Here is a 26,155-nt window from a genome sequence, read left to right as displayed (position 1 = left end):
GCGGCATAAGCCGTCGAACTAAAAGGTGAAATTAGGCGTATGGAATGGATCGCAGATCCAACAATTTGGGCCGGCTTGGCCACCCTGGTTGTACTGGAAATCGTACTGGGCATTGACAACCTGATCTTTATCGCCATTTTGGCGGAGAAATTACCTAAAAAACAACGTGATAAAGCCCGCGTTGTCGGTCTTTTACTGGCGTTGCTGATGCGCCTGGCGCTGCTTGCCTCTATATCCTGGCTAGCTACCCTGACCAAACCGCTGTTTGTGGCCATGGGGCACGCTTTCAGTGGCCGCGACCTGATAATGCTGGTCGGTGGTATCTTCCTGCTGTTTAAAGCCACCATGGAGCTGAACGAGCGGCTGGAGGGTAAAGACGAGGAACACCATGGGTCACGCAAAGGAGCGCGTTTCTGGCCGGTGGTCGCGCAAATTGTGGTGCTGGATGCCGTCTTCTCGCTGGATTCGGTGATCACCGCAGTCGGGATGGTCGATCATCTGGCCGTGATGATGATCGCGGTGTGTATCGCCATTGGTTTGATGTTGCTGGCCAGCAAACCGCTCACGCGCTTTGTGAATGCCCACCCCACCATTGTTATTCTGTGCCTCAGCTTCTTGCTGATGATTGGTTTCAGCCTGGTGGCAGAAGGCTTTGGCTATGCCATTCCGAAGGGCTATCTCTACGCGGCGATCGGTTTCTCGGTGATGATCGAAGCTTTGAACCAGTTTGCCCAATTTAACCGCCGCCGTTTTCTTTCCAAGGTGCGGCCTTTGCGTGAGCGTACCGCAGAAGCCGTATTGCGCATGTTAAGCGGCAAGCATGAAGAGGCCGAGATCGACAGCCATTCGGCACATCTGCTGGCAGACAGCTATAACGAAAATGGTGAAATCTTCAACCAGCAGGAACGCCATATGATCGAGCGGGTGCTGGGCATGGCACAGCGCACCGTTAGCAGTATCATGACTTCGCGGCACGATGTGGAATACCTTGGGCTTAACGGCCCGCTGGATAAGTTGACGCAGCTGTTGGAGAAAAACCAGCATACGCGCATCGTGGTAACAGAAAATAGCGCCAGCGATGAGCCATTAGGCGTGATCCACACCATCGACGTGCTGAAACAACAGTTGCAGCAATCACCGCTGGATCTGCGGGCTTTGGTGCGCCAGCCGCTGATCTTCCCGGAGCAGTTAACGTTGCTGTCTGCGCTGGAACAGTTCCGCCAGGCCAAAACCCACTTTGCATTTGTGGTGGATGAGTTTGGTTCGGTCGAAGGTGTGGTGACGTTAACCGACGTGATGGAAACCATCGCCGGTAATCTGCCAGAGGCCGATGAAGAGGTTGATGCACGCCATGATATCCAGCAAACCAGCGAAGGTTACTGGATTGCCAATGGCCATATGCCGCTGGAAGATCTGGTGCTGTATGTGCCACTGCAGATAGAAGAAAAGCGGGAATATCATACCTTGGCAGGGTTGCTGATGGAGCATTGCCAGCGCATTCCACGCGAAGGGGAACAGCTGAAGATTGGCGACTATCTGTTTGAACCGTTGGAAATCAGTAGCCACCGCATCGTGAAGGTGAAGATCACGCCGTTAGTGACACCTAACGAAGAGGACGAAGAGTAAATCTTTGCTGGGCACCCGCTTGAGGTGCCCAGCATTGATGTCAAACGGGGGTTGCATGCAGCCCCACCTGCATAGCTTACAGGTGCACAGGCACCAGCAACTCCGTCGCCACAATCACCACCACCAGCCCGACAATCACCGGTACCGAGGTGCGTTTCACCACTTCGAACGGTGAGATTTTTGCCATGCCGGAAACCGCAACGACCACGCCAGAAACCGGCGAGAGCGTACGGCCCAGGTTGGAAGCTTGCAGCATCGGGATCACCAGGTAAGCCGGGTTAACCCCCATCTGTGCCGCCAGTTTCGGGATCAGTTCAACAAACGCATAGAACGGCGCATTACCAGAGCCGGTCGTCATCGCCGCCAGCATGGTGATCACCACCAGCACCAACATCATGATTATCCCACCGGTGCCAAACGACTGTGCCAGGCTGATCAAGCCGCTGATAAAGCCAACGGTGCTCAAGCCTTGGGCAAATACCCCAGCCGCGACCAACAGCATCACCACGCTGGCAAACGCATCGGCCATGCCACGGTAAGCCACTTCTAAACCAGCAAACACCGTTTTGGCATTGAAGCTGCGGATAAACTCGATCACCGCGGCCATGAACATACAAATCACCAACACGGTAATGATGTGCAGCTCCGGCCCCCATTTACCATCAAAGACCAGCACCCCCAGGATCGGAGTAAACGGCAAGATGGCGTAAAAACCGGGGGCGTTGGTTGTGATTTCACTCACGTCCATGATGTGGTGCTGTTCGTTGGCTTTACGGTCGAGATAGCGCTGCCAGAAGAAGTGGGCAATCGCCATGCAGATAATGGCGGCGATGGAGATCGGCAGCGTGGTTTTGAAGGCGAAATCCACCAGCGGCATTTCGGCCGCCTTGGCTGCCAGCACCACATCACCCGAAGTAGGCGAAAGGATAATAGCTGCTGGAGAAGCACAGATAGCCGCTGCCGCGCCACGGCTGATCCCCACGTTAACCATCAGCGGGAACAGCGTTGCCATCAGTAGCACGCCCAGCCCTGTCGCCGAAGAGACAGCCAGTGACATCAGGCAGGCAACAAAGTAGGCCGCAATCATCAGCAAATACGGGGAGTTGATCATCTGCAATGGGCGGGAGGCCAGCTTGACCACCACGTCATTGGCGCCAATGTGCGTCATATAGGCGGCGAAGCCACACAGCATCATGATCATCATGCCGAGATCGCCACCGCGGCTCATCAGCAGGATTTTGACATATTCGAAAATATCGGTGGCGCGCCACCCGGTCGAAGTCGCACTGGCGGGCAGCAGATTTTTGCCCATAAATGCACTCACCGCCAGCAGCACCAGGCCGCCAACCATTAATACCCCAGTGGCAGAATAGCCCTTGATGATGTAACGGCCAACGAACACCGCTACCAAGGCTCCAATCAGAAGTTCCATTGTTATTCCTCGATTTAATTATTTTACTTCAGCTCATCGCCCGATAGCAGCCGAATAACGCCACACTCTGCCGAAAAGCACTACAAGATATTATGACATTCATCAATGTTACGGGGGGAAACTATCAACAAATCGTGAAATTTCAAGCCAGCTCGCTTTGGCGATCCCCTTCCTCTTTGCAAGTAGATAACTGAAGCCGCAGCCAGACAGCCCAGAGCAAGCAAACATGCCATCAAGCCGGATAATAATTGATTTAATTTCAATAAATTAAATGACTACCTCGCCCCCGATCTTACATACATCCGACATAACATTGTGATCATGATCTGAATTTGTAGAATCTTTACGCCAGATGTTAACGATGTGTGAGTTTGATCAAACAAATGTTTTCTCCAGTTTGGTTATATGATCGCGAATGTTCACGTTGTCATTTTTAACCAAGAGTTAAAATAAATTTATAACATCATGAATAATTTAACTTAAATAAAATTTTACCTTTTTATTTCCTTAAAAATGACAACGTTAACATTGATTTCGTATCGCTATCTAGCCTGATAATGGAGAGGAAAATGAGTCAGTTACCCGAAAAGATGAGCGCGGTAGTTTGCCACGGCCCGCAGGATTACCGGTTTGAACAAGTCCCTACCCCGCTACCTAAAGCCAAGGAGTTGGTGATCAAGGTTGAAGGCTGCGGGATCTGTGCCGGCGATTGTAAATGTAAAAACGGTGCCCAGATGTTTTGGGGTGAAAACCCTTGGGTAAAACCGCCAGTCGTGCCCGGCCACGAATTTTATGGCCGCATTGTTGCCATGGGGGAAGGCACAGAGCAGAAGTACAAGATTGGCGAACGCGTCATTGCCGAGCAGATCGTGCCCTGCTGGGAATGCCGTTACTGTAAGTCCGGCAGCTATTGGATGTGCGAGACGCACAATATCTACGGCTTCCAAAAGGACGTGGCCGAGGGGGGTATGTCGGAATACATGCGTTTTTCCGCCAATGCCATCGTGCACAAGATCCCGGAAAGCCTCAGCCATGAAGATGCCGTGCTGATCGAGCCGATGGCCTGTGCCATTCACACCGTTGCCCGTGGGGATATCCAGTTAGACGACGTTGTGGTGCTGGCCGGTGCCGGGCCGCTGGGTCTGTGTATGGTGCAAGTTGCCAAGCTGAAGACGCCGAAAAAGCTGATCGTGATCGACGCCATCGACGAACGTTTGGAGCTGGCAAAAGCGTTCGGTGCCGACGTGGTCATCAACCCGCTCAAGGAAGACGCCGATAAAATCGTCAAAGCGTTAACCGATGGCTACGGCTGTGATGTTTACATCGAAGCAACCGGCGCACCGATCGGCGTGACCCAAGGATTGCAGATGATCCGTAAGCTCGGCCGCTTTGTCGAGTTCAGCGTATTTGGCAAAGAAACGACCGTAGACTGGTCAATCATCGGCGATCGCAAAGAGTTGGATATTCGCGGTGCGCACCTGGCACCTTACAGCTATGAAATTGCCATCGACCTTTTTGAACGCGGTCTGGTGACCTCCAAAGGTGTAGTAACCCACAGTTATTCATTAAACGAATGGGATCAGGCATTCGCCCTGGCTGATTCAACGGATTCCATTAAGGTTATTTTGGTTCCTTAATATTGAGTGATTAGTTTTAAGCAAATAATGACAACGCGCTTTTATAGCGAGGCCGACTTCTGGCCGATAACCACCTAATTATTATAAATAACACTGAAAGAAAGACACCGCCCCTACAACAGGAGAATAAACTATGTTTTCATTATTCAAGAAAACCTTACCCGTAATGCTCGCCGGTGGCATGCTGCTGGCCAGCCAATCGGCATTAGCCAAACAGATCACCATTGGCGTTTCATTCCAGGAAATGAATAACGACTATTTTGTCTCCATGAAACAGGCATTAGAGCAGGCTGCCGGTGATATTGGCGCCAAGCTGTATATTGCGGATGCCCATCATGACGTCTCAAAACAGATTAATGATGTGGAAGATATGCTGCAAAAGAAAGTCGATATTTTACTGATTAACCCAACAGATTCGGTTGGCGTGCAGTCGGCGGTGATCTCGGCCCATAAGGCCGGGGCGGTGGTCGTGGCAATCGATGCCCAGGCCGAAGGCCCGTTGGATTCCTTTGTCGGTTCGGAAAACTATGATGCCGGTTTCCAGGCGGGGGAATACCTGGCCAAATCCCTGGGCAACAAGGGCAAAGTAGCGATCCTGGACGGTATCCCGGTGGTGCCGATCCTGGAACGCGTCCGTGGTTTTGAGGATGCCATTAAAAAGCACCCAGAAATGCAGATTGTCACTAAGCAGAACGGCAAGCAAGAGCGTGATACCGCACTGACAGTAACCGAAAACATGCTGCAATCCACTCCCGACCTGGCCGGTATCTTTAGCGTCAACGACGTAGGTGCCCTGGGTGCATTGGCAGCCATTGAGAGTAACGGTGCCAAGGTCAAGTTGGTCAGCGTCGATGGCCAGCCTGAAGCGATTAAGGAGATCCTGAAACCTGGCTCACCGTTTATCGCCACCTCAGCACAGTTCCCTCGCGACCAGGCCCGTATCGCCTTAGGGATTGCGCTGGCCCGCCATTGGGGTGCCAACGTGCCAAGCACCATTCCGGTGAAAGTGAAACTGATCGACAGCAGCAACGCCAAAGGTTTTAGCTGGTAAACGCCCGGCCTCGAGTTTGATGACCACGCGGCAATGCTGCTGAATGTGTAAACCAACGCATTGATTATCAAAGCGGGCGCAAAATACGGCGCCCCTATAACACAACGAGCCGGTTGAGGTTTGTACCCGACCCATTTTGCAACGGTGGGTATAAAACCCGAAGGAGTTAACCGTGACGGCGTTATTAGAATTAAAACAGATCAAGAAGTCCTTTCCGGGCGTGAAGGCGTTGGACGGTATTGACCTCACCATTCAACACGGCCAAATACACGCCTTGCTAGGGGAAAACGGAGCCGGTAAATCGACGTTGGTGAAAATCCTGTGTGGTATTCACCAACCGGATTCTGGCGAAATAATCATGGAGGGTACCAGCCGCCAGTTTGATAATTATCGGCAGGCCATTAACGCAGGAGTGGGGATCATATTTCAGGAATTCTCGCTTATTCCTTATATGAACGCCCTGGACAATATTTTCCTCAACCGGGAAATCAAGAACCGCTGGGGATTATTAGATCGCAAAGCCATGCGCAAAAAAGCCGAGGCTATTTTCAAACGGCTGACGGTGAATATCGATCTGGATTGCCCGGTGGCGCAGTTGAGCGTGGCGCAGCAACAGTTTGTCGAGATTGCCAAGGCGCTGTCACTGGACGCCCGCGTGCTGGTGCTGGATGAGCCTACCGCCACCCTGACGCCGGGTGAAGCCGATCACCTGTTCAGCGTCATGAACGATCTGAAACTGCTGGGCGTCGGCATGATTTTCATCTCGCACCACCTGGATGAAATCTTCACCATCTGCGATCAGATCACCGTCTTACGCGACGGCACCTATGTGCAAACGCTGCCCACGGCCGATACCAACGTGGATGAACTCGTGAAGCTGATGGTCGGACGCAAAATCGAAAATGCCTTCCCGGTGAAATCGCACCCTGTCGATACTTCGGTTCGCCTGCTGGAAGCCACCATTCAGCGCACCAAGCATCAGCAGGAAGATCGCTTCCACCTGTTCAAAGGCGAGATCCTGGGATTTGCCGGATTAGTGGGCTCGGGCCGTACCGAGACGGTCTCCGCGCTGATCGGTGCCAGCACCTGCTATCGCAAGCAGGTCAGCCTTAGTGGGCGACCAACCACGCTGCGTAACCCGGCTTTGGCATTGAAGCAAGGCATTGGCCTGCTGCCGGAGAGCCGTAAAACCGAAGGGCTGGTGCTGCCTTTTTCCGTAGCACAGAACATCACCCTCAACCGCCACGAGCGGTTCGGCAAGATATTCGTTAACGCCCGCAAGGACGACGATATCGTTCAGCGGCTGATCCGTGCGGTAGGCGTGAAAACCCCGGATGCGGATACCGCCGTCAGCACCCTGAGCGGCGGCAACCAGCAAAAAGTGGTCATTGCCCGCTGGCTGAACAATGACTGCAACATCCTTATTTTTGATGAGCCTACCCGTGGCATTGACGTCGGCGCTAAATCCGAAATCTATCAGCTGATGCAACAGCTCACGCAGAAAGGCATTTCTATCATCATGATTTCGTCCGAATTACCGGAAATTATCGGCGTTTGCGATCGCGTGCTGGTGTTCCGTGGCGGCCACATTGTTGCCGAATTGGCAGGGGATGAAATCGAATCTCATAACATCATGCTTCATGCAACCGGGAGTGCATTATGATCGGAATTGAACAATCCCCACCTACCCACGCAGCCCAGAAGCAGAGCCTCGGCAAGCGCTGGGAGAAGTTGCTGCACCACCCCGCGATGCTGCCTTTTATCGGCTTCGCCATTCTGTTCCTGCTGATGAGTGGGCTTAATGACAGCTTCCTGACGGTCAACAACCTGACCAACGTGGCACGCCAGGTGTCGATCAACGCCATTATTGCCGTGGGCATGACCTGCGCAATCCTGACTGGGGGCATCGATCTCTCGGTCGGGCCAGTGATGGCACTGTCTGGCTCAATTGCCGCTGGCTTAATGTTGGGAGGGATCCCTATTCCTCTGGCCATGGTCGCCGCGTTGGTGATTGGTGCCCTGTTTGGCCTGGCCAACGGTGCCTGCATTGCCTATCTGCGCATGCCACCGATTATCGTCACCCTCGCCTCAATGGGTATCGCCCGTGGTTTGGCGTTGCTGTACACCGGCGGCTATCCGATTTCTGGCTTACCAGACATGTTTTCCTTCTTCGGCCGCGGTTCCGTATTGGGTATTCAAGTACCGGTGCTGATCATGGTCGGCGTTTATATTCTGGCCTACCTGATGCTTAACCACCTGCCGTTTGGCCGCTATGTCTACGCCATTGGCGGCAACGAAGAAGCCGCGCGCCTGAGCGGTATTCGCGTACCTCGCTACAAAGTCTTGGTGTATGTGGTGAGCGGAACAACCGCCGCACTGGCTGGCTTGGTACTCACTTCACGCCTGATGAGCGGGCAGCCCAACGCCGGTGAAGGTTTTGAACTGGATGCCATCGCCGCCGTAGTGCTTGGTGGGGCCGCCATCTCCGGAGGCAGAGGCGCCATTATCGGCACTCTGGTAGGCGCCATGATGCTTGGCGTACTGAATAACGGCCTCAACCTGATGAGCGTATCGCCTTACATCCAGAACGTGGTCAAGGGTGGCATTATCCTCGCCGCTATCTACCTCAGTTCCAGCCGCCGTAAATAAGCTAGGGAGAACCGATATGGGATATTTTCTGGGCATTGATATTGGCGGCACGCTAATCAAGGCGGGGCTATACCGGGCTAACGGTGAGGAAATTGCCGTAGCGGAGTGTGATGGGGAAACCGTATCCCCACAGCCTGGCTTCTCTGAACGCGAGATGGAGCCCTTGTGGCGTGACCTTTGCCAGACCATTCGCCAGGTACTCAGCTTCGCGGATATAACCGGCGATCGGGTGCGTGGCGTAAGCTTCTCTTCACACGGCAAAGGGCTATATGCCATTGATAAAAAGGGCCAGCCGGTCCGCAACGGCATCGTTTCTTCGGATACTCGTGCCGGGGCGATGGTGGTTGAGTTACAGCAGCAAGGTATCGAAGCCGTCACCTACCCGCGTAGCCTGCAACCCATCTGGAACAGCCATCCGGCAGTGCTGTTACGTTGGTTGAAACAGCATGAGCCCGCGCAATATGAGGCGATTGATCGGGTGCTGATGGCTCATGACTACCTGCGTTTCCGCCTGACGGGCGAAGCGACGGCGGAGATCACCAACATCTCCGGCAGCAACCTGTTCAACCAGCAAACGGCCGACTACGACCCAGTATTGATGGCGGCATTCGGTATTGAGGAAGTGGCCGATAAAACCGCGCCGCTGCTAGGTTCTGCCGAGCTTGCCGGGCAAGTAACCGCCACTGCCGCCGCCCAATGCGGATTACCGGCAGGAACGGCGGTGTATGGCGGCCTGTTCGATGTGGTTGGTGCGGCCTTGTGCTCGGGAGTGGTCGACGATCGCACCCTGAGCGCAGTGGCGGGTACCTGGTCGATCGCTACCTGCGTAACGGAGAACCTAATCCCCTCCTCCCATCCTTTTGCCTGGGGGCGTTATTGCATGGAGGGCCGCTACTTTGTTCACGAAGGCAGCCCAACCTCAGCGAGTAATCTGGCCTGGTTCTTACGGCAGTTTTGCGACAACGATCATCAGCGCTATGCGCAGTTCAACCGTTGGGTACAAGAACGCAGCAAGCAGCCGAGCGACATCACATTCCTGCCCTACCTGTTCGGCTCCAACCTCGGTAGCAACCTGCCGGGCGGGTTGATTGGCCTGAGCGGGCACCATGACATGGCAGATATCGTCCATGCGATCTATCAGGGCATCGTGTTCTCTCATCTGGTTCATCAGGATCGCCTGGTGGCACTGAATCCACGCGTAGAGCGTATTCGCATGACCGGCGGCCCCACGCAGTCCGACGTTTGGATGCAGATGTTTGCCAACGCCGGTGATTTGCCGCTGGAAGTGGTGAATATCCAGCAAAGTGGCTGCCGTGCCGCAGCGATCTGTGCCGCCGTGGGTGCCGGGGAGTACAGCAACTTTACCGAGGCCGTGCAGGTTATTCAGCCTGAAGTACATACCTATTATCCCGACGCGGTAGCTAACCGACGCTTACGCGATCGCTTTGCGGGCTACCTGAATATCGCCCAAGCATTAAATGAGGCCAACCAGCATGCAAACCACTAATAATGTCTCACTTGGGCTGTACGAAAAAGCCTTGCCGGCAGATCTTGATTGGGCACAACGCCTTGGTATCGCCAGCGAACTGGGTTTCCAGTTTATGGAGATCTCCATTGATGAGCAACCGGAACGCCAGTTGCGCCTGGACTGGGATCGTCAACAGCGGCTGGCGCTGATCAACGCCCGTTTTGACAGCGGTATCACGGTGCCCAGCATGTGTTTATCCGCCCACCGTCGTTATCCGTTTGGCAGCCATGATGCCGCCATCCGCCAACAGGCGCGCACGTTGATGGAAAAGGCGTTGGATTTCGCCGTCGACGTCGGGATCAGGAATATTCAGCTAGCGGGTTATGACGTCTATTACGAAACTGCCGATCGCCATACACGCCAGCGTTTTATCGAAGGTATGCAATGGGCGGTAGAGCTGGCGGCCAAGGCACAGGTGATGCTGTCCGTGGAGATCATGGATACCACCTTTATCAACAGCATCAGCAAATGGCGCGAGTTTGCCAGGCAGATTGAAAGCCCATGGTTTACCGTCTATCCCGATATCGGCAACCTCAGCGCCTGGGGCAATGACGTCGATTTTGAGCTGGAGCAAGGCATCGACAAGATCACCGCCATCCATTTAAAAGACACCCTGCCGGTGCTGCCGGGTACTACAGGGCAATTCCGCGATGTGCCTTTCGGCAGCGGCTGCGTCGACTTTGCCCATACGTTTGCCGTGTTAAACCGGCTCAACTATCGCGGCCCATTCCTGCTGGAAATGTGGACGCGCAACGATGGCCAGGATATCCAGCATATCACCCAGGCCAAAAGCTGGATCGAGCAACAGATGAAACAGGGAGGCATCACATGTTAAGCGAGTTGAAGCAGCAGGTGTTGGCGGCCAATCTCAGCCTGCCGGGTTATGGTTTGGTGACCTTTACCTGGGGTAATGTGTCGGCGATCGATCGCCAGCAGGGGCTGGTGGTGATCAAACCTTCGGGGATCGCCTATGAAGTAATGACGGTGGATGACCTGGTGGTGGTGGATTTGGACGGAGTGATCCAAGAAGGGCAGCGTAAACCGTCCTCGGATACCGATACCCATTTGGCTCTGTATCGTGCATTTCCTGCGATTGGCGGCATCGTCCATACCCACAGCCGTAATGCCACCATCTGGGCACAGGCTGGCCAGGCGATCCCGGCTCTGGGCACCACGCACGCCGACTATTTTTATGGTGACATTCCCTGTACCCGCCCTATGCGTGAGGACGAGATTGCTGGCGACTATGAGCGGGAAACCGGCCAGGTGATTATCGAGACGTTCCAACAGGCGAAGCGCGATCCGCAACAGGTGCCGGGGGTGTTGGTCTATTCTCACGGGCCTTTCGCCTGGGGAAAAACGGCGGCGGATGCGGTGCATAATGCGGTGGTGATGGAGGAAGTGGCGGCTATGGCGATGGCCACGCGGCAATTGACTCCAACGATCCCGCCAATGCAACCCGCGCTGCTGGATAAGCACTTTTTACGCAAGCACGGTAAAAATGCTTACTATGGGCAGTAATGGGGTGGGATTAGCCTGATATTTCAACGAATTGCCCCTCACCCTAACCCTCTCCCACAGGGAGAGGGGACCGAACGTGCCACAGATTAATCCAGGAAGCCTACTTTGGCTAGGTCAGAACACAGTCTCTATGACTGACCACCGCTTGGCACCAATTCAGGCTACAAATTAATCTAGGGAGTCTACTTTGGCTAGACCAGAACATAGCCCCCGCTCGGCACCAATTAGGCCACAGACAGCCCCTGAGTCTGACTAGTTACCCTTTTTGGGGGTCACAGATTAGCTTCCGCACCCAATAACATCACCGGAGCAGCTCCCTCTCCCTGTGGGAGAGGGTTGGGGTGAGGGGTCACATCACTCTACAAGCAACATCCCGGTAAAGAATTCCCGTCTTAATGGCTGATCGCTGTGATTATTTTTAATTGCATTAAACAATAATTCCGCCGCGATTTCCCCTAACACCTGCGTATCGTGATAAACCCCGGCAATATGCTGCCCATAATCCCGCGCCTTGGGCGGTTCATCGATCGAGAAGAATTTCACCCGATGGTAAATATCCAGTTGGTGGCACAACGAAATAGCACCCAGCGTGATAATACCGTTGAGGCCCACGATATAATCCGGCTGATGCTGTTCATCGGCAAGATATTCTCTCACCCGTGCCGCCTGTGAAATAAAATCATAGTCGCCATTGATAATGGTGATTTTACTCCCCTTCTCCTCCAGAGCATCAATAATCCCCTGGGTTCGTGCCAAGGTAATTTCCGAGTCGGCCGGGCCGCCCAGGATCAGGATATTACTTTCCGGCTGCTCGGCCAGATATTTCCCGGCCAGTTTGCCAATTTCTTGGTTGTTGAGGAACACGCCGCTAAGCTGTTGATTATAAATGTCCCTGTCGATCAGGATCAGCGGGGTATGGTAGCGTTCGGCCTGATCAAGGTAGGCGGGTTGATAATGCCGATCGTCGCGTACAGCAGAGAGCAAGATGCCCCGCGCCTTATAACCGAACAACGCCTGCACCGCCTGCATTTCAGCCTCTTCGCTGCCGTCGGTATCAAACAGCATAATCTGATAGCCCTGCATGCGGGCAATGCGCGATACGGTTTGGATCAGGTTGGAATAGAAAGGGTTATACATGCTGCTGGTAACAATGCCAATAATTTGGCTACTGCTTTTCTTTAATCCTTGAGCGAAAGCATTGGGAACATAATTAAGCTCTTTGGCAATAGCATGAATTTTCTCGAGGGTTTCAGACTTTACCAGTTCGGGTTTATTAAAAGCACGGGAGACAGTGATATTGGTCACGTTGGCTCGGCGGGCAATATCCACAATGGTGGCATTAGAATTCGCTTTTGACACCGTCAATCCTTGCTTTATTCATTAACAGATCCCTTATTGTAGGGAAGCCATCAGCAGTATGCCAGATGAATATCAAAGGTATTGATTTTGTTGTTCGAGGGGGGCAAACCCGCGCTCACCATAACCTAAAGAGAGCGCGGGCAGTGTTTGATAAGGTTTACAACTTATCGAGCAGCTTTTTCAGATCCTGGCCATCCTGGGAGCCTTTATTCTTCTCGGCCCACTTGTTCAAGGCGTCTTTGGCACGATCCTGCAACTTTTTACGCAATAGCTGATCGACCTGCAACTGATAATTGAGCTGATCCCAAGGGCCATAGACACGCAGTGGGATCGGCGTTTCGCGCAGTTGTGCGATTAACGCATTGTTGCCTTGCCAGCCCCCCGTTACCAGTACGTTCATGGTTAAGTCGCACTGTTTGCCAGGCATATTGAGCGTACCGCTGCCGGTCAGGCTCATCACCGGTGACTCTGCCTGTAACTCGCTGAGCGTGATCTGCCCCTTGCTCAAGCTGGCCTTGGCGCTCATTTGTTGCACCGCAGTGTAGCGCTGGTTGTTATCCTCACCACGCACGCTACTGTCATTACGCGCCACGGCTTGCTGGATAAGCTGTTGAATATTCAGACCATGAAGCTGCGCATTCTGCATGGACAGTTCCGCAGTCCCGTGCCAGCGGTGCTCGAACGCCGTGGCGTTGAAGCGATCGCCACTCAAATCGCCCTGCATGTTGAACGTGCCGGTCAGCGCCAATGGCATATTGAAGGCCTTGAGTACTTCACCCAACTCAATGTGCCGTAACTGCGGCTGCAGTTTGATCAGCGGTTTATCAGCCCGCACATCCATCGAGCCTGGTAGGGAGAAATCACCGCTGGCCAACTTGCCAGACAGCGTTGCCACCGTCATTAATCCCTGTTGGTTGCTTGCCTGTACCGCCAGTTGATTAACCGACATCCCACGATAAGTGACCTGATCCGCCTTCAACTTAAGCTGCGCATTGAAGTCACGTAACACCTGTAAATTCTGTTGTGGGTCGTCCGCCTGATTGGCGATCACCGGGGATGCTGTCACCGGCTGCGGCAGCTTCTCCTCATCAGGATTTTTTGTCTGCCAGCCCGAGAGCGCATCCAGATTGAGTTGTGTGGCACTGAGATCCAAGGTGTAAGCAGGCACTTGCCCGAACTGTGCACTAGCGCCCCCAGTCAACTGGCTATCATTGGCACTGAGCATCAGTTGGCTCAAGACAACCTGCTGCGAAGCCTGCTGATAAACCGCCTGTACGCTCCCTTCCCCCTTGATGGCACCGGCAAGAATATCTGCGCCCTCAAGCTGGTAGCTAAACTTCGTGACCTGCGCGCCTATCTGGCGGGGAAACTGTTGCAGATCGAGATTGGCCGCCAGATTGAAGCTCAGATCGCGTTGGTCGCGATTCACCCGGCTGGAAAGCTCTATCTGCGCCTGATGCTTTTCATTCTGCTGCAGGGTTAAATCGATATCACGAACGTTAATCTGCTCGTTGTTGGCCCGCTGCCAGATCAACAGACTGTCCACCACCCGCAGGTTGTCGATATCAAATTTCCACAGGGATCCCGAGCTATCATCCGCCTGGTTACCACCGGGGGCGATAGGAGCATCGGGCTGGCTTTGCTCTGCGCTATCGGGGGTCAGGCGGATGACGGCATTTTTCAGCATCACCTGCTTAACGTAAAGCTGGTGGGAAAGGAGCGGCAGCAGTTTGACATCCAGACGCATATTATCCGCGCTGACGGCCGGAGCCGCTGCCCCTGGCGCCGTCAGCGTCATTCGCCCGGCAAGAATGCTCAGTTGCGGCCAGACATGCCAACGAAGGTCGCCTTCCAGCGTCAGATGATAGCCGCTGCTCTGCTCAACCTTCTTGATCATATAGCCGCGGAAATCATTCGGATTAACCAACAGCACCAAGGCAGACATCCCTGCCACCAGCACCACCAGCAAAATCACCAAAGTCGTCAGTAGTCTTCTCATGCCATCCTCGTGTCAGCGTAATACCGGTTCGCTGTTAATCCTTGTCAATACGACTGGCCACGGCCCCTTGCTGATCCCTGTATTTCGCGTCCTGGCGGCTATTGTATGGCCGTGCCGCAGGCCCGGAAAGCGGTTCGAAACTCAGCGCGCCGATCAACATGCCAGGGCGTAATGCCAACGGCAGCTTACCTGAATTATAGAACTCCAGCACAATACAGCCTTGCCAACCGGGATCGATACGGTGTGCGGTAACGTGCACCATCAATCCCAGGCGGGCTAATGAAGAGCGGCCATCGAGCCAGCCAACCAGATCGTTAGGAATGGTGACCGACTCCAGCGTCACCGCCAGCGCCAGTTCACCTGGATGTAGGAAGAAGGCTTCGCCTTCCGGCAGCACGATTTCATCGCTCATTACGCGGTCGAGGGCGGCGCTCACTTCATCCTTTGGGCCACTGAGATCGATAAAGGCAGCGGTATGGCCACGGAACACGCGGAACTGATTGCCGAGACGGACATCCACTGTGGCCCCGTTAATACGCTCAATGGGAGGACGCGGTGAAATCACCAGTTTTCCGTTATCCAGCCAGGCTTCGATATCGCGGTCGCACAGTCTCATTATTTTCTCCATTCCATCAAGGCGCATAAACTTATACGAAAATTGCCACACAACGGGCTCAAGGTCTATGTCGGGGCTCAAATAGTTCGCTAAAGGCCAGTAAAAACAGGCTGGCCTGTTAATGACTTATTCAAAGAATTGGCTGATTTTTGCCTTCAGGATATCTATCGCGATACGGTTTTTACCCCCGCGCGGTACGATAATATCGGCGTATTGCTTTGAAGGCTCAATAAACTGCAGGAACATTGGGCGGACGGTTTTCTGGTACTGCGCCATCACGGAATCCATGGAGCGGCCACGCTCATTCACGTCGCGCTTCATACGGCGCATCAGGCAAATATCCAGCGGGGTATCGACAAAGATCGAGAAGTTCATTTCCTGGCGCAGGCGGATATCCGTCAATAACAGGATCCCTTCCAGGATGATGACTTTCTTGGGCTCGAGATGGATCGTCTCTTTCTTACGCGTATGTTCGGTGTAGCTATACAACGGCAGCTCAATCGCCTGGCCGGACTTCAGCATTTGCAGATGCTGGAACAGCAGATTGTGATCCATGGCGCTGGGGTGGTCATAGTTGGTTTTGACCCGCTCTTCCATGGTCAGGTGCGTCTGGTCTTTGTAGTAACTGTCTTCCGGGATCACACCGATATGTTGATCGCCAACCTGATCGCGGAGTTCGCGGTATAACGTACTGGCAATAAGGCTTTTTCCGGAGGCTGATGCGCCAGCTATACCAATAATGACGCACTGATGCGACTTGTCAGTCATAAAATTAAAGACCTGGTTTCAATGTGGGGAAAGGGGTGTAAAACACGCTAATTATAGGGAGTTAGTGCCTTTGGCGCCAGCGTTTAGACGGTAAGGCGGGAGATTATCCCCACAAACCGGCGTAATTGACATGCGGAGTATCTTTTGCCGGGGGATTTAAGATTTTTTACGCTACTGCAAATCGGCGACTCAGGGTACAATTCACGCCATCATCAAGACCGTCTTCGATCCTATTTCTTAGAGTACAACCGCACATGAACTGGCATTTTCTGACTTTTTTTGGTGACAGCATGCTGCTGCTGCCCTGCGCAGCCATCGTCTTTATTATTTTACTCCTGTCCCCCACCAGCAGAAAACCGACCTGGCAATGGATGCTGCTGTTTGGCGGCGTGGGTGCCGTAGTTTGCGTATCGAAGCTGGCGTTTATGGGCTGGGGCATTGGCAGCCGCCACTGGGATTTTACCGGGTTCAGCGGCCACTCGGCCCTGTCTGCCAGTATCTGGCCGGTTTTGCTGTGGTTGCTCTGTGGACGTTTCTCGTCACCCGTCAGACGCACCGCGGTGATCGCCGGCTATCTGTTGGCCGCCGTAGTCGGTTATTCACGTTTGGTGATCCACGCCCATTCCACTTCTGAGGTGATCACCGGCCTGGCACTCGGCTTTATCGTCAGCAGCACTTTCTTAATGCTGCAACGTGGCACGCAGCCACCACGGCTGTCCTACCGCAAAATTGCCGTTACGCTGGCGCTGCCCCTTGTCCTGATCAATTCCGGCACTGCGGCACCGACCCAGGGGTTACTGGAAAGGATTGCCGTGACCATTGCGCCGGTAGAAAAACCTTTTGTCCGGGCTGATTTGCACAAAAAACCACAGGTTTCAGCACCTCAGAGCCGTTAATGCCCCCTCACCCTAGCCCTCTCCCACAGGGAGAGGGAACCGATCGAGTTAGGTTGAAAGTGTAGTGATTCTTCATCAGTACCAGCTGACTGACCCTGCTCATCCTGGTTAAAGTGACGGTCGAGCTGCCTGATCACCTTATTACTTCCAAAAGAGCAGGGGCTATCAGCTCCCTCTCCCTGTGGGAGAGGGTTGGGGTGAGAGGGGGACGAGAGCACTAAACTAACAATTTAATGCAGGGCAATCACAGAGCGCGGAAGGAGATCTCGGTAGGAATAGCTTCCCCCTGCCAATACATCTGAGCCGCGACGCGCCCCGCCAGTTGACGGTACATCTCCGCAAACTCGCTGTCCGGGCGGCTGACCACGGTCGGTTGTCCGCGATCCAGATCTTCACGCAACGAGATATGCAACGGCATCTGCCCCAACAGGCGGCTATGGTATTTCTGCACCAGCTTCTCTGCCCCACCGGTGCCGAAAATAGGCTCGTGATGCCCACAGTTGCTGCACACATGCATGCTCATGTTCTCAACGATGCCCAATACCGGCACATGCACCTTTTCGAACATCACAATGCCTTTGGCGGCATCAAGCAGGGCGATATCCTGTGGTGTCGTCACCACCAGCGCACCGGTCACCGGGATATTCTGCGACAGGGTCAGTTGGATATCCCCGGTGCCTGGCGGCATATCCAGCACCAGATAATCCAGATCCGGCCACAGCGTATCCTGCAACAGTTGCAGCAGCGCCTTGCTGGCCATCGGCCCACGCCACACCATGGCGTTGTCGTCTGTCACCAGGTAGCCAATAGAGTTGGTCGCTAAACCGTGCGCCATGATCGGAGCCATATGCTGGCCGTCCGGCGAGGTTGGGCGTTCATGTTCAGTCCCCAGCATGTTGGGGATCGACGGGCCATAAATGTCCGCATCCAGGATACCCACTTTGGCACCTTCGGCGATCAGCGCCAGTGCCAGGTTGACTGCGGTACTGGATTTCCCCACACCGCCTTTGCCGGAGCTGACGGCAATAATGTTACGCACACCTTTCACACCGGCCTGGTCGTTGGCACGCTTCAAGGTGGTGATATCGTGCTTCAGCTTCCATTCGATAGCCTGAACGCCGGTCACGCGCAGCAGTTCGGCGCTCACCGATTCTTTCAGCGCCTCGAACCCGCTTTGCCAGGCAAACGGCATGACCAATTCGATATGCAGGACATTGTCCAGCAACGTGCAGTGGTGAATGGCTTTCAGTGCGGTCAGATTGTTTTTTAACGTCGGGTGTTCGAAGGCGGCCAATACTCCGGTCACCAGGGCGCGCAGAACTTCAGGGTTGGTCTGCTCAGGGGATTTGGCGTTCATCCCGGCTCCTTGATTTTGAATGGGTAGCAACCCGATAAGCATATCAGAACTGCAGGGTAACTCGCTCGTATAACCCGAAAGAAACCGCCCTAGCAGCAGAGAGCGCGATCGGGTAACATCAAAGACCCTTTTCACTCATTAAAGAAAGCAACTTTTCATTATGGCTCAAGTCGCGAAAAAATTATTGGTGACGTGCGCGCTACCGTACGCAAATGGTTCCATCCATCTCGGCCACATGCTCGAGCACATCCAGGCAGATATCTGGGTTCGTTACCAACGAATGCGCGGCAACGAAGTTCATTTCATCTGTGCGGATGACGCGCACGGTACGCCAATCATGCTCAAAGCACAGCAGATGGGTATCCCGCCAGAAGAGATGATCGCGGAAATGAGCCGCGAGCACCAACAGGATTTCGCCGGTTTTGGCATCAGCTATGACAATTATCATTCGACCCATAGCGAAGAAAACCGTGAACTGTCAGGTGTGATCTATGGCCGCTTGAAAGAGAACGGCCATATCAAGCGACGCACCATTTCTCAGCTTTACGATCCCGAGAAAGGCATGTTCCTGCCGGATCGTTTTGTGAAGGGCACCTGCCCGAAATGTAAATCTCCGGATCAATATGGCGATAACTGCGAAGTTTGTGGCGCAACCTACAGCCCAACCGAGCTGATCGACCCTAAATCCGTGGTTTCCGGCGCTACCCCGGAAATGCGTGATTCTGAGCACTATTTCTTCGACCTGCCCGCTTTCAGCGACATGCTGCAAGCCTGGACACGCTCCGGCGCGCTGCAAGAGCAGGTGGCAAACAAGATGCAGGAATGGTTCGAATCCGGCCTGCAACAGTGGGATATCTCCCGCGATGCGCCGTATTTCGGCTTCGAAATTCCGGATGCGCCAGGCAAGTATTTCTACGTCTGGCTGGATGCACCAATCGGTTACATGGGCTCGTTCAAGAACCTGTGCGATAAACGCGGCGATCTGGATTTCGACGAGTTCTGGCGTAAAGACTCCACTACCGAGCTGTATCACTTCATCGGTAAGGATATTGTCTACTTCCACAGCCTGTTCTGGCCGGCAATGTTGGAAGGCAGCGATTTCCGCAAGCCTACCAGCCTGTTTGTGCACGGCTATGTGACGGTGAACGGCGCCAAGATGTCCAAGTCGCGCGGCACCTTCATTAAAGCAGGCACCTACCTCAAGCACCTGGATGCCGATTGTCTGCGTTATTACTACGCCGCCAAGCTCTCTTCACGCATCGACGATATCGACCTGAATCTGGAAGACTTCGTGCAGCGCGTGAATGCGGATATCGTGAACAAAGTGGTCAACCTGGCTTCCCGTAACGCTGGCTTCATCAACAAGCGTTTTGCCGGGCAGTTAGCCGACCACCTGGCCGACCCTGCGCTGTACCAGACCTTTGTTGATGCTGCCACCAGCATTGCGCAGGCCTATGCCAGCCGTGAAACCAGCCGGGCGATCCGCGAAATCATGGCGCTGGCCGATCTGGCCAACCGCTATGTCGATGAGCAGGCTCCTTGGGTAGTAGCGAAAGAAGAAGGCCGCGACGCCGATCTGCAAGCTATCTGTTCAATGGGCATCAACCTGTTCCGCGTGCTGATGACCTACCTGAAGCCAGTACTGCCTGCGTTGACCGAACGTGCCGAAGCGTTCCTCAACTGCGAACTGAGCTGGGATGGCATTGAGCAGCCACTGCTGGGCCATCAGGTGAGCACCTTCAAGGCGTTGTTCAACCGTATCGATCTCGACAAAGTGAATGAAATGGTAAATGCATCAAAAGAAGATCTGGCCGCCAGCCAGAAAGTTGTCAGCGGCCCGCTGGCAGACGATCCAATTCAGGACACCATCAGCTTTGACGATTTCGCCAAGGTCGATATGCGTATCGCGCTGATCAAGAGCGCCGAGTTTGTTGAAGGTTCCGACAAGCTGCTGAAGCTGCAGTTGGATCTGGGCGGTGAATCACGCCAGATCTTCTCCGGTATTCGCTCTGCCTACCCTGATCCTTCACTGCTGGAAGGGCGTTTGACGATTATGGTGGCCAACCTGGCGCCGCGTAAAATGCGCTTTGGCGTTTCCGAAGGGATGGTGATGGCGGCTGGCCCTGGCGGCAAGGAAATCTTCCTGCTCAGCCCGGACAGCGGCGCACAGCCTGGTATGCAGGTTAAATAAGTTTTTGTAATATCAAGCAAAGTCCCCTCACCCTAACCCTCTCCCGCAGGGAGAGGGGACTGATCGAGTTCGCTGGTTTCTCTGAGTCATACCCAACCTTTCTTCTTACCCCATAATTTCCTAAGCTACCGAAGCAGCACGGGCTAACTATATGCTCCGGACAGCTCCCTCGCCCTACGGGAGAGGGTTGGGGTGAGGGGTATCTCAGAAGCTAGAATGAGGGGAAACACGATCCTGCAAATGCCATAAAATCACCTGCCTCACCCCCTCCCAATTGCGCAATACTTCATCGTTCCAAAAACGAATCACGGTAAAACCCTGCTGCTCTAGAAAGCTTGTGCGCTGCTGGTCATAAGCCACCTGTCCAGAATGCTGGCCACCATCCAGGTCAACAATCAGCTTCGCCTGCCAACACCCAAAATCGGCAAAGAAAGGCCCAACCGGAAATTGCCGCCGAAACTTAAACCCCGCCAAGCGGCGATCGCGCAGCTGTAGCCACAAGGCTTGTTCTGCCTCGGTCATATCAGATCTTAAACGGCGCGCCTTAATCAGCGTGATTGCATTCTTCATCAGCCAAGATTACTGCTACCAGCACCGTCGATCTCCCGGCTCCTGCCAAAACTGCGTACCTCATCCAAACCAATCGTTATAACACCTGAGAAAAATTCATAAGCCGGTGGATTCCCAATTGCCGGGCATCTGGTTATGATGCTGCATCGCACATAATAGACATCTAGACATAAAGACAGCCATACATCCAATTTTACCGGGAACTCTTCACCTGCTTCGGAGCCAATAATGAAAATGATAAAGACCTCACTGCTCGCCCTCAGCCTGCTGACCAGCCTGCCCCTGCTGGCCGCTGAAGCCACGCTTGCCCCCGTTCCTGACGCTATTGCCCAGCATCAAGGGCAGATCCGCGTCGCGGTGATCCGTAATCTGGGTTCCGATGACAACACCACCCAGTTTTTGGCCGGAGCAATCCAGGAGGGGCGCAAGCTCGGTTTCAAGGTGGATACCTTCCTGAGCAACGGTGATGACGCGCGTTTTCAGGACTTCGTTAACCAGGCCATCAGCCAAAAGTATGACGGCATCATTCTTTCTCAAGGCCGCGCGCCCTATTCCACCGATCTGGTCAAGCGCATCGCTGCGGCAGGTATCGCGGTGTCGGCCTTTGATACCGACGTAAGCGGCGAGATCCCTGGCGTCACCGTTTCCCAACAGGATGATGCCTCGCTGGCCAATGAATCCGTCGGCCAACTGATTAAAGACTTCGACGGCAAGGCCAACATTATCAAGCTGTGGGTTGCAGGCTTCCCGCCGATGGAGCGCCGCCAGGCCGCTTACCAGCAGTTGCTCAAGCAAAATCCGGGTATTCATGAGTTGGAATCGATCGGGGCGGTATCTTCCGACGTCCAGGGCGATACCGCCAATAAAGTCGGTGCGGTGCTGGCCAAATACCCGAAAGGTAAAATTGATGCCATCTGGGGTACCTGGGATGCCTTCAGCCAGGGAGCCTATAAGGCGCTGCAAGAAAATGGCCGCACCGAGATCAAACTCTACAGCATCGATATCTCCAACCAGGATCTGCAACTGATGCGCGAAGCCGGTAGCCCGTGGAAGGTCAGCGTTGCGGTAGATACCAAGCTGATCGGGGCCGTCAACCTACGCCTGATTGCCAACAAGCTGGCGGGTGAGCCAACCCCTGCCACCTATCAGTTTAAAGCCGCCGCCATCCCGCAGGCCTTGCTGGTCAGCCAGACTGGACCAATCAACGTAGCCTCACTGAGTAAAATTATTCCAGGCTGGGGCAGCAGCGAAGATTTCATCCAACCCTGGTTTGCCACCCTGCAGGCTAAATCCGGTAAATAATGCTGTTTTACCGAGGGGCTACAGACGTAGCCTCTTTTTTTTAAACAATTTTTCCGTTCCCCCCTTCTCTGCATCACAAAATAAGCTACTGTAGTTGCACTGGCGTAATAACTGTATGCATCAACAGGTTTGGTTATGAAGGGATTCCCCCCACTGATTAAGATATTGCTGGCAAGTTCGCTGGTGCTGACCATAGGCCGTGGCGTCACGCTGCCCTTTATCACCATTTACCTGACCGAGCACTTCCACCTGCTGCCGAAAAGCGTGGGCATTATCTTGGGCGTCAGCCTGACTATCGGTATCATCAGCAGCTTTTATGGCGGCTATCTGGTCGATCGCTTTAATAAAAATCCGCTGATCCTGCTCGCCATCCTGCTATTTTCGCTGAGCTTTTTTGCTATCCCATGGGTCACGCATCCCGCTGGCGTTATCTTGGTGCTAGCCATCTTACATACTGCCTATGCGGTGCTCAGCATCGCCATCAAGGCCTGCTTTGCCAGTTGGCTGCCGGTAAACCAACGTATCAAGGCGTTCTCGATCAACTATACGCTGGTGAACGTTGGCTGGGCCGTCGGCTCATCATTGGGCGTGATGGTAGCCGGGTACAGCCCACTGCTGCCATTCTACCTGTCTGGCGGGTTGGCGTTACTGACTGTGATAACCCTGAGCTTCCGCCTGCGCAGCTATCCATCGCCACCGATAGAGGACACCGGCAACACTCCACCGTCGGTTCTCAACTTCCGCCAGACGTTGAATGTGCTGCGCGGCGATCGGCGGCTGATTTATTTCACCCTTGGCAGCACGTTAGGCGCGGTGGTGTTTGGCCAATTTACCGGCTATCTGTCGCAGTATCTGATCATCGTTAGCGATGCCGAATTTGCTTACAAAGTGATTGGCGTGGTGATGATCGTCAACGCCTGCATCGTGATCGCCCTGCAGTATCTGCTGAGTCGCGGTATGCGCCAGGACAACATGCTGCGCTGGCTGATGCTGGGCACGCTGTTCTTCGTCCTGGGGCTGATCGGCTTTATGCTGGCAGGCCTTTCGATATGGCTATGGGTGCTGGCCATGGCGATTTTCACCCTGGGGGAAATCATCGTCATTCCGGTTGAATATATGTTTATCGACTTTATCGCCCCGCCGCACCTGAAAGGCAGCTATTACGGCGTGCAGAGCCTGAGTAATCTGGGGGGGGCCATCAACCCGGTGATGTGCGGTTTCCTGCTGAGCTATGCGCCACCGCCGGTAATGTTCCTGGTGTTGATCGCCGCTGCATTGTTCAGCCTGCTGTTCTTCTTCCTCGGCCATCGGTTGGCGGAACAGCAAAAGCCGCTTGCCAGCCTGAGCAGCGCGGAATAGCCTGGCCCGCTACACTTAAGGTGGGCCACGATCTTGCCAAAATGGCATGATAGGCATAGCGAGAATTCATGATGCGTTTTGTGGCGTAGCTCACAGTTTAATTGTATGATGAATGCGTCAACGTCAACGAGAATGCACTATGGGCAACCTATTTAACCTGTGTTGGAAATATGTCAGGGCGATCGTGCTGATCTACCTTAGCCTGTTCGCCGGTAACGCCATTGCGGCGCTGTTGCCGATCGCCATACCCGGCAGCATTATCGGGATGTTGATCCTGTTTGCCCTGCTCTCCTCACAAATTCTACCGGCCAAATGGGTCAAGCCTGGCTGCCATCTGTTTATCCGCTATATGGTGCTGCTGTTTGTGCCAATCGGCGTCGGTATCATGAAGTATTACGACCAGATAGTTGACGATCTGGCTCCGTTGATCGTGTCTTGCCTGATCAGTACGCTGCTGGTATTTGTGGTGGTTGGCTATACTTCACATTACTTCCACCGCGAGCGCCCCATCCTCGGTAAAGCAAAAAATGCGGAGGATGAGCAATGATGCAAAATATCTGGTGGTCTTTACCGCTGACCCTGGTGGTATTTTACGCGGCACGCAAGCTGGCGCAAAAGCTCCACATGCCGTTACTGAACCCATTATTGGTCTCAATGGCGGTGATTATCCCGCTGCTGTTGCTGACCGGCATTCCTTATGAACGCTACTTTCAAGGCAGCAAAATCCTCAACGATCTGCTGCAACCGGCGGTGGTCGCCCTTGCCTTTCCGCTATACGAGCAGATCCATCAGATCCGCGCGCGTTGGAAATCCATCATCACCGTCTGCTTTATTGGCAGCATGACCGCGATGATCAGCGGCGGTGCCATTGCCCTGCTAATGGGAGCCAAACCCGAAATTGCCGCCTCGATTTTGCCAAAATCGGTGACGACCCCGATAGCCATGGCAGTAGCCGAGTCGATTGGCGGCATCCCGGCCATCAGCGCGGTGTGCGTGATTTTTGTCGGTATTCTGGGGGCGGTCTTCGGCCATTCGCTGCTGAGTCTGTTGCGGATCAACACCAATTCATCGCGCGGTTTGGCGATGGGCACCGCTTCGCATGCGTTGGGTACAGCACGCTGCGTAGAAATGGATTACCAACAGGGCGCATTCAGTTCGCTGGCTCTGGTCATCTGCGGGATTATCACTTCGCTGACCGCGCCGTTTGTGTTCCCGATACTGCTGCGGCTGTTTGGGTAACGGCTTAAAACCTGCGATACATCTCGCATTTATAGTTTTCATTGCATCTGTTTCATTAAAAAATAGATACAAATCACATTTTGTTGTGGGCCGGTTGCCTAGAATGTTAACCCGTTAACTTGTTGAGAGACTTCCTTATGCATTCTCGCTTTCACTCCGCCTACAGCGAATTGCCTGCGGCCTTGCAATCCGCCCTGCTGCCTTATTTAGATGCGCCTGATTTCGCAGCCATGTTCAAGGCCGAGCAGATTGCGGCGATCAAGCAACAGTGCGGGTTGGATGACGATGCTCTGGCCTTTGCTCTGCTGCCATTGGCGGCTGCCTGCTCGTTAACGCCGATTTCGCATTTCCACGTGGGGGCTGTGGCGCGTGGCGTCAGTGGCAACTGGTATTTTGGTGGCAACATGGAATTCCGTGGTGCACCTATGCAACAAACCGTGCACGCGGAACAGTGCGCTGTCACGCATGCCTGGCTGCGTGGCGAAGCCAAGCTGGTCGCGGTCACCGTCAACTACTCGCCATGCGGCCACTGCCGCCAGTTTATGAATGAGCTTAACAGCGGCACCGAGTTGGAGATCCACTTGCCTGCACGGGCAACCGCCACGCTGGGCGATTACCTGCCTTACTCCTTCGGCCCGAAAGATCTGCAAATCAGCGAGTTGCTGATGGATCCGGTCGATCACGGTTTCCAACTGACGCTGGATGATGAATTGGCGAAAGCTGCCCTAGATGCCGCCAACCGCAGCCATGCTCCTTACAGCACCGCCCATAGCGGCGTAGCGCTGGAAGCCGAAGACGGCAAGGTTTACGCTGGCCGCTATGCAGAAAACGCCGCGTTCAACCCTAGCCTGCCGCCATTGCAGGCCGCGCTGATCCTGATGAATGTCTCCGGTGGTGATTGCCAGAAAATCCGCCGTGCCGTATTGGCAGAAGCGGAAGGCGCAATCCTGACCCAGTGGGATGCCACCCGCGCCACCCTGGCGGCCTTGGGCTGCGAAGACGTCCAACGCGTCACCTTCTGATCCCTCAGGCGGAGCCACCGTGCTCCGCCACAA

The 26,155-nt window shown here is 54.1% G+C and carries 22 protein-coding genes; 15 read left to right on the top strand and 7 right to left on the bottom strand.

Annotated elements, in window-relative coordinates:
- The first annotated feature begins 39 nt into the window (after nt 1-39).
- Nucleotides 40-1,626, top strand: coding sequence for a TerC family protein (locus IMQ33_RS01290; RefSeq protein ID WP_196062636.1), 1,587 nt, complete (start codon nt 40-42; stop codon nt 1,624-1,626).
- Nucleotides 1,627-1,702: 76 nt separating this feature from the next.
- On the opposite strand, the gene dcuC is transcribed toward IMQ33_RS01290, so the two are convergent.
- Nucleotides 1,703-3,058 carry an anaerobic C4-dicarboxylate transporter DcuC gene (dcuC, locus tag IMQ33_RS01285; RefSeq protein ID WP_024528573.1) on the bottom strand — a complete coding sequence of 452 codons (1,356 nt, stop codon included), beginning with the start codon at nt 3,056-3,058 and terminating at the stop codon, nt 1,703-1,705.
- Between the two features lie 569 nt (nt 3,059-3,627).
- On the opposite strand from dcuC, the gene IMQ33_RS01280 reads away from it, so the two are divergent.
- The 7 genes from IMQ33_RS01280 to araD all read left to right on the top strand — a co-directional run bounded on the left by IMQ33_RS01280 (nt 3,628) and on the right by araD (nt 11,444).
- Nucleotides 3,628-4,695: an alcohol dehydrogenase catalytic domain-containing protein gene (locus IMQ33_RS01280; RefSeq protein ID WP_024528572.1), complete on the top strand. Its 1,068-nt coding sequence runs from the start codon at nt 3,628-3,630 to the stop codon at nt 4,693-4,695.
- 133 nt (nt 4,696-4,828) lie between these two features.
- Nucleotides 4,829-5,746 carry a substrate-binding domain-containing protein gene (locus tag IMQ33_RS01275; protein ID WP_024528571.1) on the top strand — a complete coding sequence of 306 codons (918 nt, stop codon included), beginning with the start codon at nt 4,829-4,831 and terminating at the stop codon, nt 5,744-5,746.
- Between the two features lie 172 nt (nt 5,747-5,918).
- The gene (locus tag IMQ33_RS01270) at nt 5,919-7,409 is read left to right on the top strand and encodes a sugar ABC transporter ATP-binding protein (RefSeq protein ID WP_196062635.1); all 1,491 of its coding nucleotides are present in this window, start codon (nt 5,919-5,921) and stop codon (nt 7,407-7,409) included.
- Nucleotides 7,406-8,395 carry an ABC transporter permease gene (locus IMQ33_RS01265; protein ID WP_024528569.1) on the top strand — a complete coding sequence of 330 codons (990 nt, stop codon included), beginning with the start codon at nt 7,406-7,408 and terminating at the stop codon, nt 8,393-8,395. Before IMQ33_RS01270 ends, IMQ33_RS01265 begins: the two co-directional genes overlap by 4 nt.
- 16 nt (nt 8,396-8,411) lie before the next feature.
- The gene (locus IMQ33_RS01260; RefSeq protein ID WP_196062634.1) at nt 8,412-9,902 is read left to right on the top strand and encodes an FGGY-family carbohydrate kinase; all 1,491 of its coding nucleotides are present in this window, start codon (nt 8,412-8,414) and stop codon (nt 9,900-9,902) included.
- The gene (locus IMQ33_RS01255; protein WP_024528567.1) at nt 9,889-10,758 is read left to right on the top strand and encodes an L-ribulose-5-phosphate 3-epimerase; all 870 of its coding nucleotides are present in this window, start codon (nt 9,889-9,891) and stop codon (nt 10,756-10,758) included. Before IMQ33_RS01260 ends, IMQ33_RS01255 begins: the two co-directional genes overlap by 14 nt.
- The gene (gene araD / locus IMQ33_RS01250; protein WP_024484885.1) at nt 10,752-11,444 is read left to right on the top strand and encodes an L-ribulose-5-phosphate 4-epimerase; all 693 of its coding nucleotides are present in this window, start codon (nt 10,752-10,754) and stop codon (nt 11,442-11,444) included. Before IMQ33_RS01255 ends, araD begins: the two co-directional genes overlap by 7 nt.
- A 354-nt stretch (nt 11,445-11,798) precedes the next feature.
- On the opposite strand, the gene IMQ33_RS01245 is transcribed toward araD, so the two are convergent.
- The 4 genes from IMQ33_RS01245 to udk all read right to left on the bottom strand — a co-directional run bounded on the left by IMQ33_RS01245 (nt 11,799) and on the right by udk (nt 16,186).
- A complete protein-coding gene (locus IMQ33_RS01245) occupies nt 11,799-12,803 on the bottom strand; it encodes a LacI family DNA-binding transcriptional regulator (RefSeq protein WP_065686908.1) in 1,005 nt (334 codons plus the stop codon).
- Nucleotides 12,804-12,960: 157 nt separating this feature from the next.
- Nucleotides 12,961-14,802, bottom strand: coding sequence for an outer membrane assembly protein AsmA (gene asmA / locus IMQ33_RS01240; protein ID WP_196062633.1), 1,842 nt, complete (start codon nt 14,800-14,802; stop codon nt 12,961-12,963).
- A gap of 34 nt (nt 14,803-14,836) precedes the next feature.
- Entirely contained in the window at nt 14,837-15,418 is a 582-nt protein-coding gene (gene dcd, locus IMQ33_RS01235; RefSeq protein WP_024484888.1) for a dCTP deaminase, read from the bottom strand.
- 126 nt (nt 15,419-15,544) lie between these two features.
- Entirely contained in the window at nt 15,545-16,186 is a 642-nt protein-coding gene (gene udk / locus IMQ33_RS01230; protein WP_021180590.1) for a uridine kinase, read from the bottom strand.
- A 254-nt stretch (nt 16,187-16,440) separates the two neighbouring features.
- Between udk and IMQ33_RS01225 the strand changes: the two genes are divergently transcribed.
- Nucleotides 16,441-17,082, top strand: coding sequence for a phosphatase PAP2 family protein (locus IMQ33_RS01225; RefSeq protein ID WP_065686906.1), 642 nt, complete (start codon nt 16,441-16,443; stop codon nt 17,080-17,082).
- Nucleotides 17,083-17,326: 244 nt separating this feature from the next.
- Here IMQ33_RS01225 and apbC read toward each other — a convergent pair whose 3' ends face one another.
- Nucleotides 17,327-18,439, bottom strand: coding sequence for an iron-sulfur cluster carrier protein ApbC (gene apbC, locus IMQ33_RS01220; RefSeq protein WP_021805051.1), 1,113 nt, complete (start codon nt 18,437-18,439; stop codon nt 17,327-17,329).
- Between the two features lie 160 nt (nt 18,440-18,599).
- On the opposite strand from apbC, the gene metG reads away from it, so the two are divergent.
- Nucleotides 18,600-20,630: a methionine--tRNA ligase gene (gene metG, locus IMQ33_RS01215; protein WP_196062632.1), complete on the top strand. Its 2,031-nt coding sequence runs from the start codon at nt 18,600-18,602 to the stop codon at nt 20,628-20,630.
- A gap of 204 nt (nt 20,631-20,834) precedes the next feature.
- Here the strand turns inward: metG and IMQ33_RS01210 are convergent, their stop codons facing one another.
- Nucleotides 20,835-21,200 (bottom strand): endonuclease domain-containing protein, encoded by a 366-nt coding sequence (locus tag IMQ33_RS01210; RefSeq protein ID WP_196062631.1) that lies wholly within the window; start codon nt 21,198-21,200, stop codon nt 20,835-20,837.
- A 228-nt stretch (nt 21,201-21,428) separates the two neighbouring features.
- Here IMQ33_RS01210 and IMQ33_RS01205 point away from each other — a divergent pair, with 228 nt between their 5' ends.
- The 5 genes from IMQ33_RS01205 (at nt 21,429) to cdd (ending at nt 26,122) form a co-directional block, all read left to right on the top strand.
- Nucleotides 21,429-22,502: a sugar ABC transporter substrate-binding protein gene (locus IMQ33_RS01205; protein ID WP_196062630.1), complete on the top strand. Its 1,074-nt coding sequence runs from the start codon at nt 21,429-21,431 to the stop codon at nt 22,500-22,502.
- A 135-nt stretch (nt 22,503-22,637) separates the two neighbouring features.
- Entirely contained in the window at nt 22,638-23,861 is a 1,224-nt protein-coding gene (locus IMQ33_RS01200) for an MFS transporter (protein ID WP_065686903.1), read from the top strand.
- A gap of 139 nt (nt 23,862-24,000) precedes the next feature.
- Entirely contained in the window at nt 24,001-24,408 is a 408-nt protein-coding gene (locus tag IMQ33_RS01195; protein ID WP_059200306.1) for a CidA/LrgA family protein, read from the top strand.
- Nucleotides 24,405-25,100: a CidB/LrgB family autolysis modulator gene (locus tag IMQ33_RS01190; RefSeq protein ID WP_021180583.1), complete on the top strand. Its 696-nt coding sequence runs from the start codon at nt 24,405-24,407 to the stop codon at nt 25,098-25,100. The genes IMQ33_RS01195 and IMQ33_RS01190 overlap by 4 nt, the downstream gene beginning before the upstream one ends.
- Nucleotides 25,101-25,237: 137 nt before the next feature.
- Nucleotides 25,238-26,122: a cytidine deaminase gene (cdd, locus tag IMQ33_RS01185; RefSeq protein WP_024485744.1), complete on the top strand. Its 885-nt coding sequence runs from the start codon at nt 25,238-25,240 to the stop codon at nt 26,120-26,122.
- The last annotated feature ends 33 nt before the right edge of the window (nt 26,123-26,155 follow it).

Origin of the sequence: Serratia sp. Res13-Sevr-LER1-36-b (genome assembly GCF_015673035.1) — a bacterium.
GTDB classification, from domain to species: domain Bacteria; phylum Pseudomonadota; class Gammaproteobacteria; order Enterobacterales; family Enterobacteriaceae; genus Chania; species Chania fonticola_C.
This window is presented reverse-complemented; position numbering and strand designations above follow the sequence as displayed.

Excerpts from the sequence above, each read along its gene's own strand:
- IMQ33_RS01290 (WP_196062636.1), top strand. The coding sequence starts at position 40 with ATGGAATGGATCGCAGATCCAACAATTTGGGCCGGCTTGGCCACCCTG.
- dcuC (WP_024528573.1), bottom strand. The coding sequence starts at position 3,058 with ATGGAACTTCTGATTGGAGCCTTGGTAGCGGTGTTCGTTGGCCGTTAC.
- IMQ33_RS01280 (WP_024528572.1), top strand. The coding sequence starts at position 3,628 with ATGAGTCAGTTACCCGAAAAGATGAGCGCGGTAGTTTGCCACGGCCCG.
- IMQ33_RS01275 (WP_024528571.1), top strand. The coding sequence starts at position 4,829 with ATGTTTTCATTATTCAAGAAAACCTTACCCGTAATGCTCGCCGGTGGC.
- IMQ33_RS01265 (WP_024528569.1), top strand. The coding sequence starts at position 7,406 with ATGATCGGAATTGAACAATCCCCACCTACCCACGCAGCCCAGAAGCAG.
- IMQ33_RS01260 (WP_196062634.1), top strand. The coding sequence starts at position 8,412 with ATGGGATATTTTCTGGGCATTGATATTGGCGGCACGCTAATCAAGGCG.
- IMQ33_RS01255 (WP_024528567.1), top strand. The coding sequence starts at position 9,889 with ATGCAAACCACTAATAATGTCTCACTTGGGCTGTACGAAAAAGCCTTG.
- araD (WP_024484885.1), top strand. The coding sequence starts at position 10,752 with ATGTTAAGCGAGTTGAAGCAGCAGGTGTTGGCGGCCAATCTCAGCCTG.
- asmA (WP_196062633.1), bottom strand. The coding sequence starts at position 14,802 with ATGAGAAGACTACTGACGACTTTGGTGATTTTGCTGGTGGTGCTGGTG.
- dcd (WP_024484888.1), bottom strand. The coding sequence starts at position 15,418 with ATGAGACTGTGCGACCGCGATATCGAAGCCTGGCTGGATAACGGAAAA.
- udk (WP_021180590.1), bottom strand. The coding sequence starts at position 16,186 with ATGACTGACAAGTCGCATCAGTGCGTCATTATTGGTATAGCTGGCGCA.
- IMQ33_RS01225 (WP_065686906.1), top strand. The coding sequence starts at position 16,441 with ATGAACTGGCATTTTCTGACTTTTTTTGGTGACAGCATGCTGCTGCTG.
- apbC (WP_021805051.1), bottom strand. The coding sequence starts at position 18,439 with ATGAACGCCAAATCCCCTGAGCAGACCAACCCTGAAGTTCTGCGCGCC.
- metG (WP_196062632.1), top strand. The coding sequence starts at position 18,600 with ATGGCTCAAGTCGCGAAAAAATTATTGGTGACGTGCGCGCTACCGTAC.
- IMQ33_RS01210 (WP_196062631.1), bottom strand. The coding sequence starts at position 21,200 with ATGAAGAATGCAATCACGCTGATTAAGGCGCGCCGTTTAAGATCTGAT.
- IMQ33_RS01205 (WP_196062630.1), top strand. The coding sequence starts at position 21,429 with ATGAAAATGATAAAGACCTCACTGCTCGCCCTCAGCCTGCTGACCAGC.
- IMQ33_RS01200 (WP_065686903.1), top strand. The coding sequence starts at position 22,638 with ATGAAGGGATTCCCCCCACTGATTAAGATATTGCTGGCAAGTTCGCTG.
- IMQ33_RS01195 (WP_059200306.1), top strand. The coding sequence starts at position 24,001 with ATGGGCAACCTATTTAACCTGTGTTGGAAATATGTCAGGGCGATCGTG.
- IMQ33_RS01190 (WP_021180583.1), top strand. The coding sequence starts at position 24,405 with ATGATGCAAAATATCTGGTGGTCTTTACCGCTGACCCTGGTGGTATTT.
- cdd (WP_024485744.1), top strand. The coding sequence starts at position 25,238 with ATGCATTCTCGCTTTCACTCCGCCTACAGCGAATTGCCTGCGGCCTTG.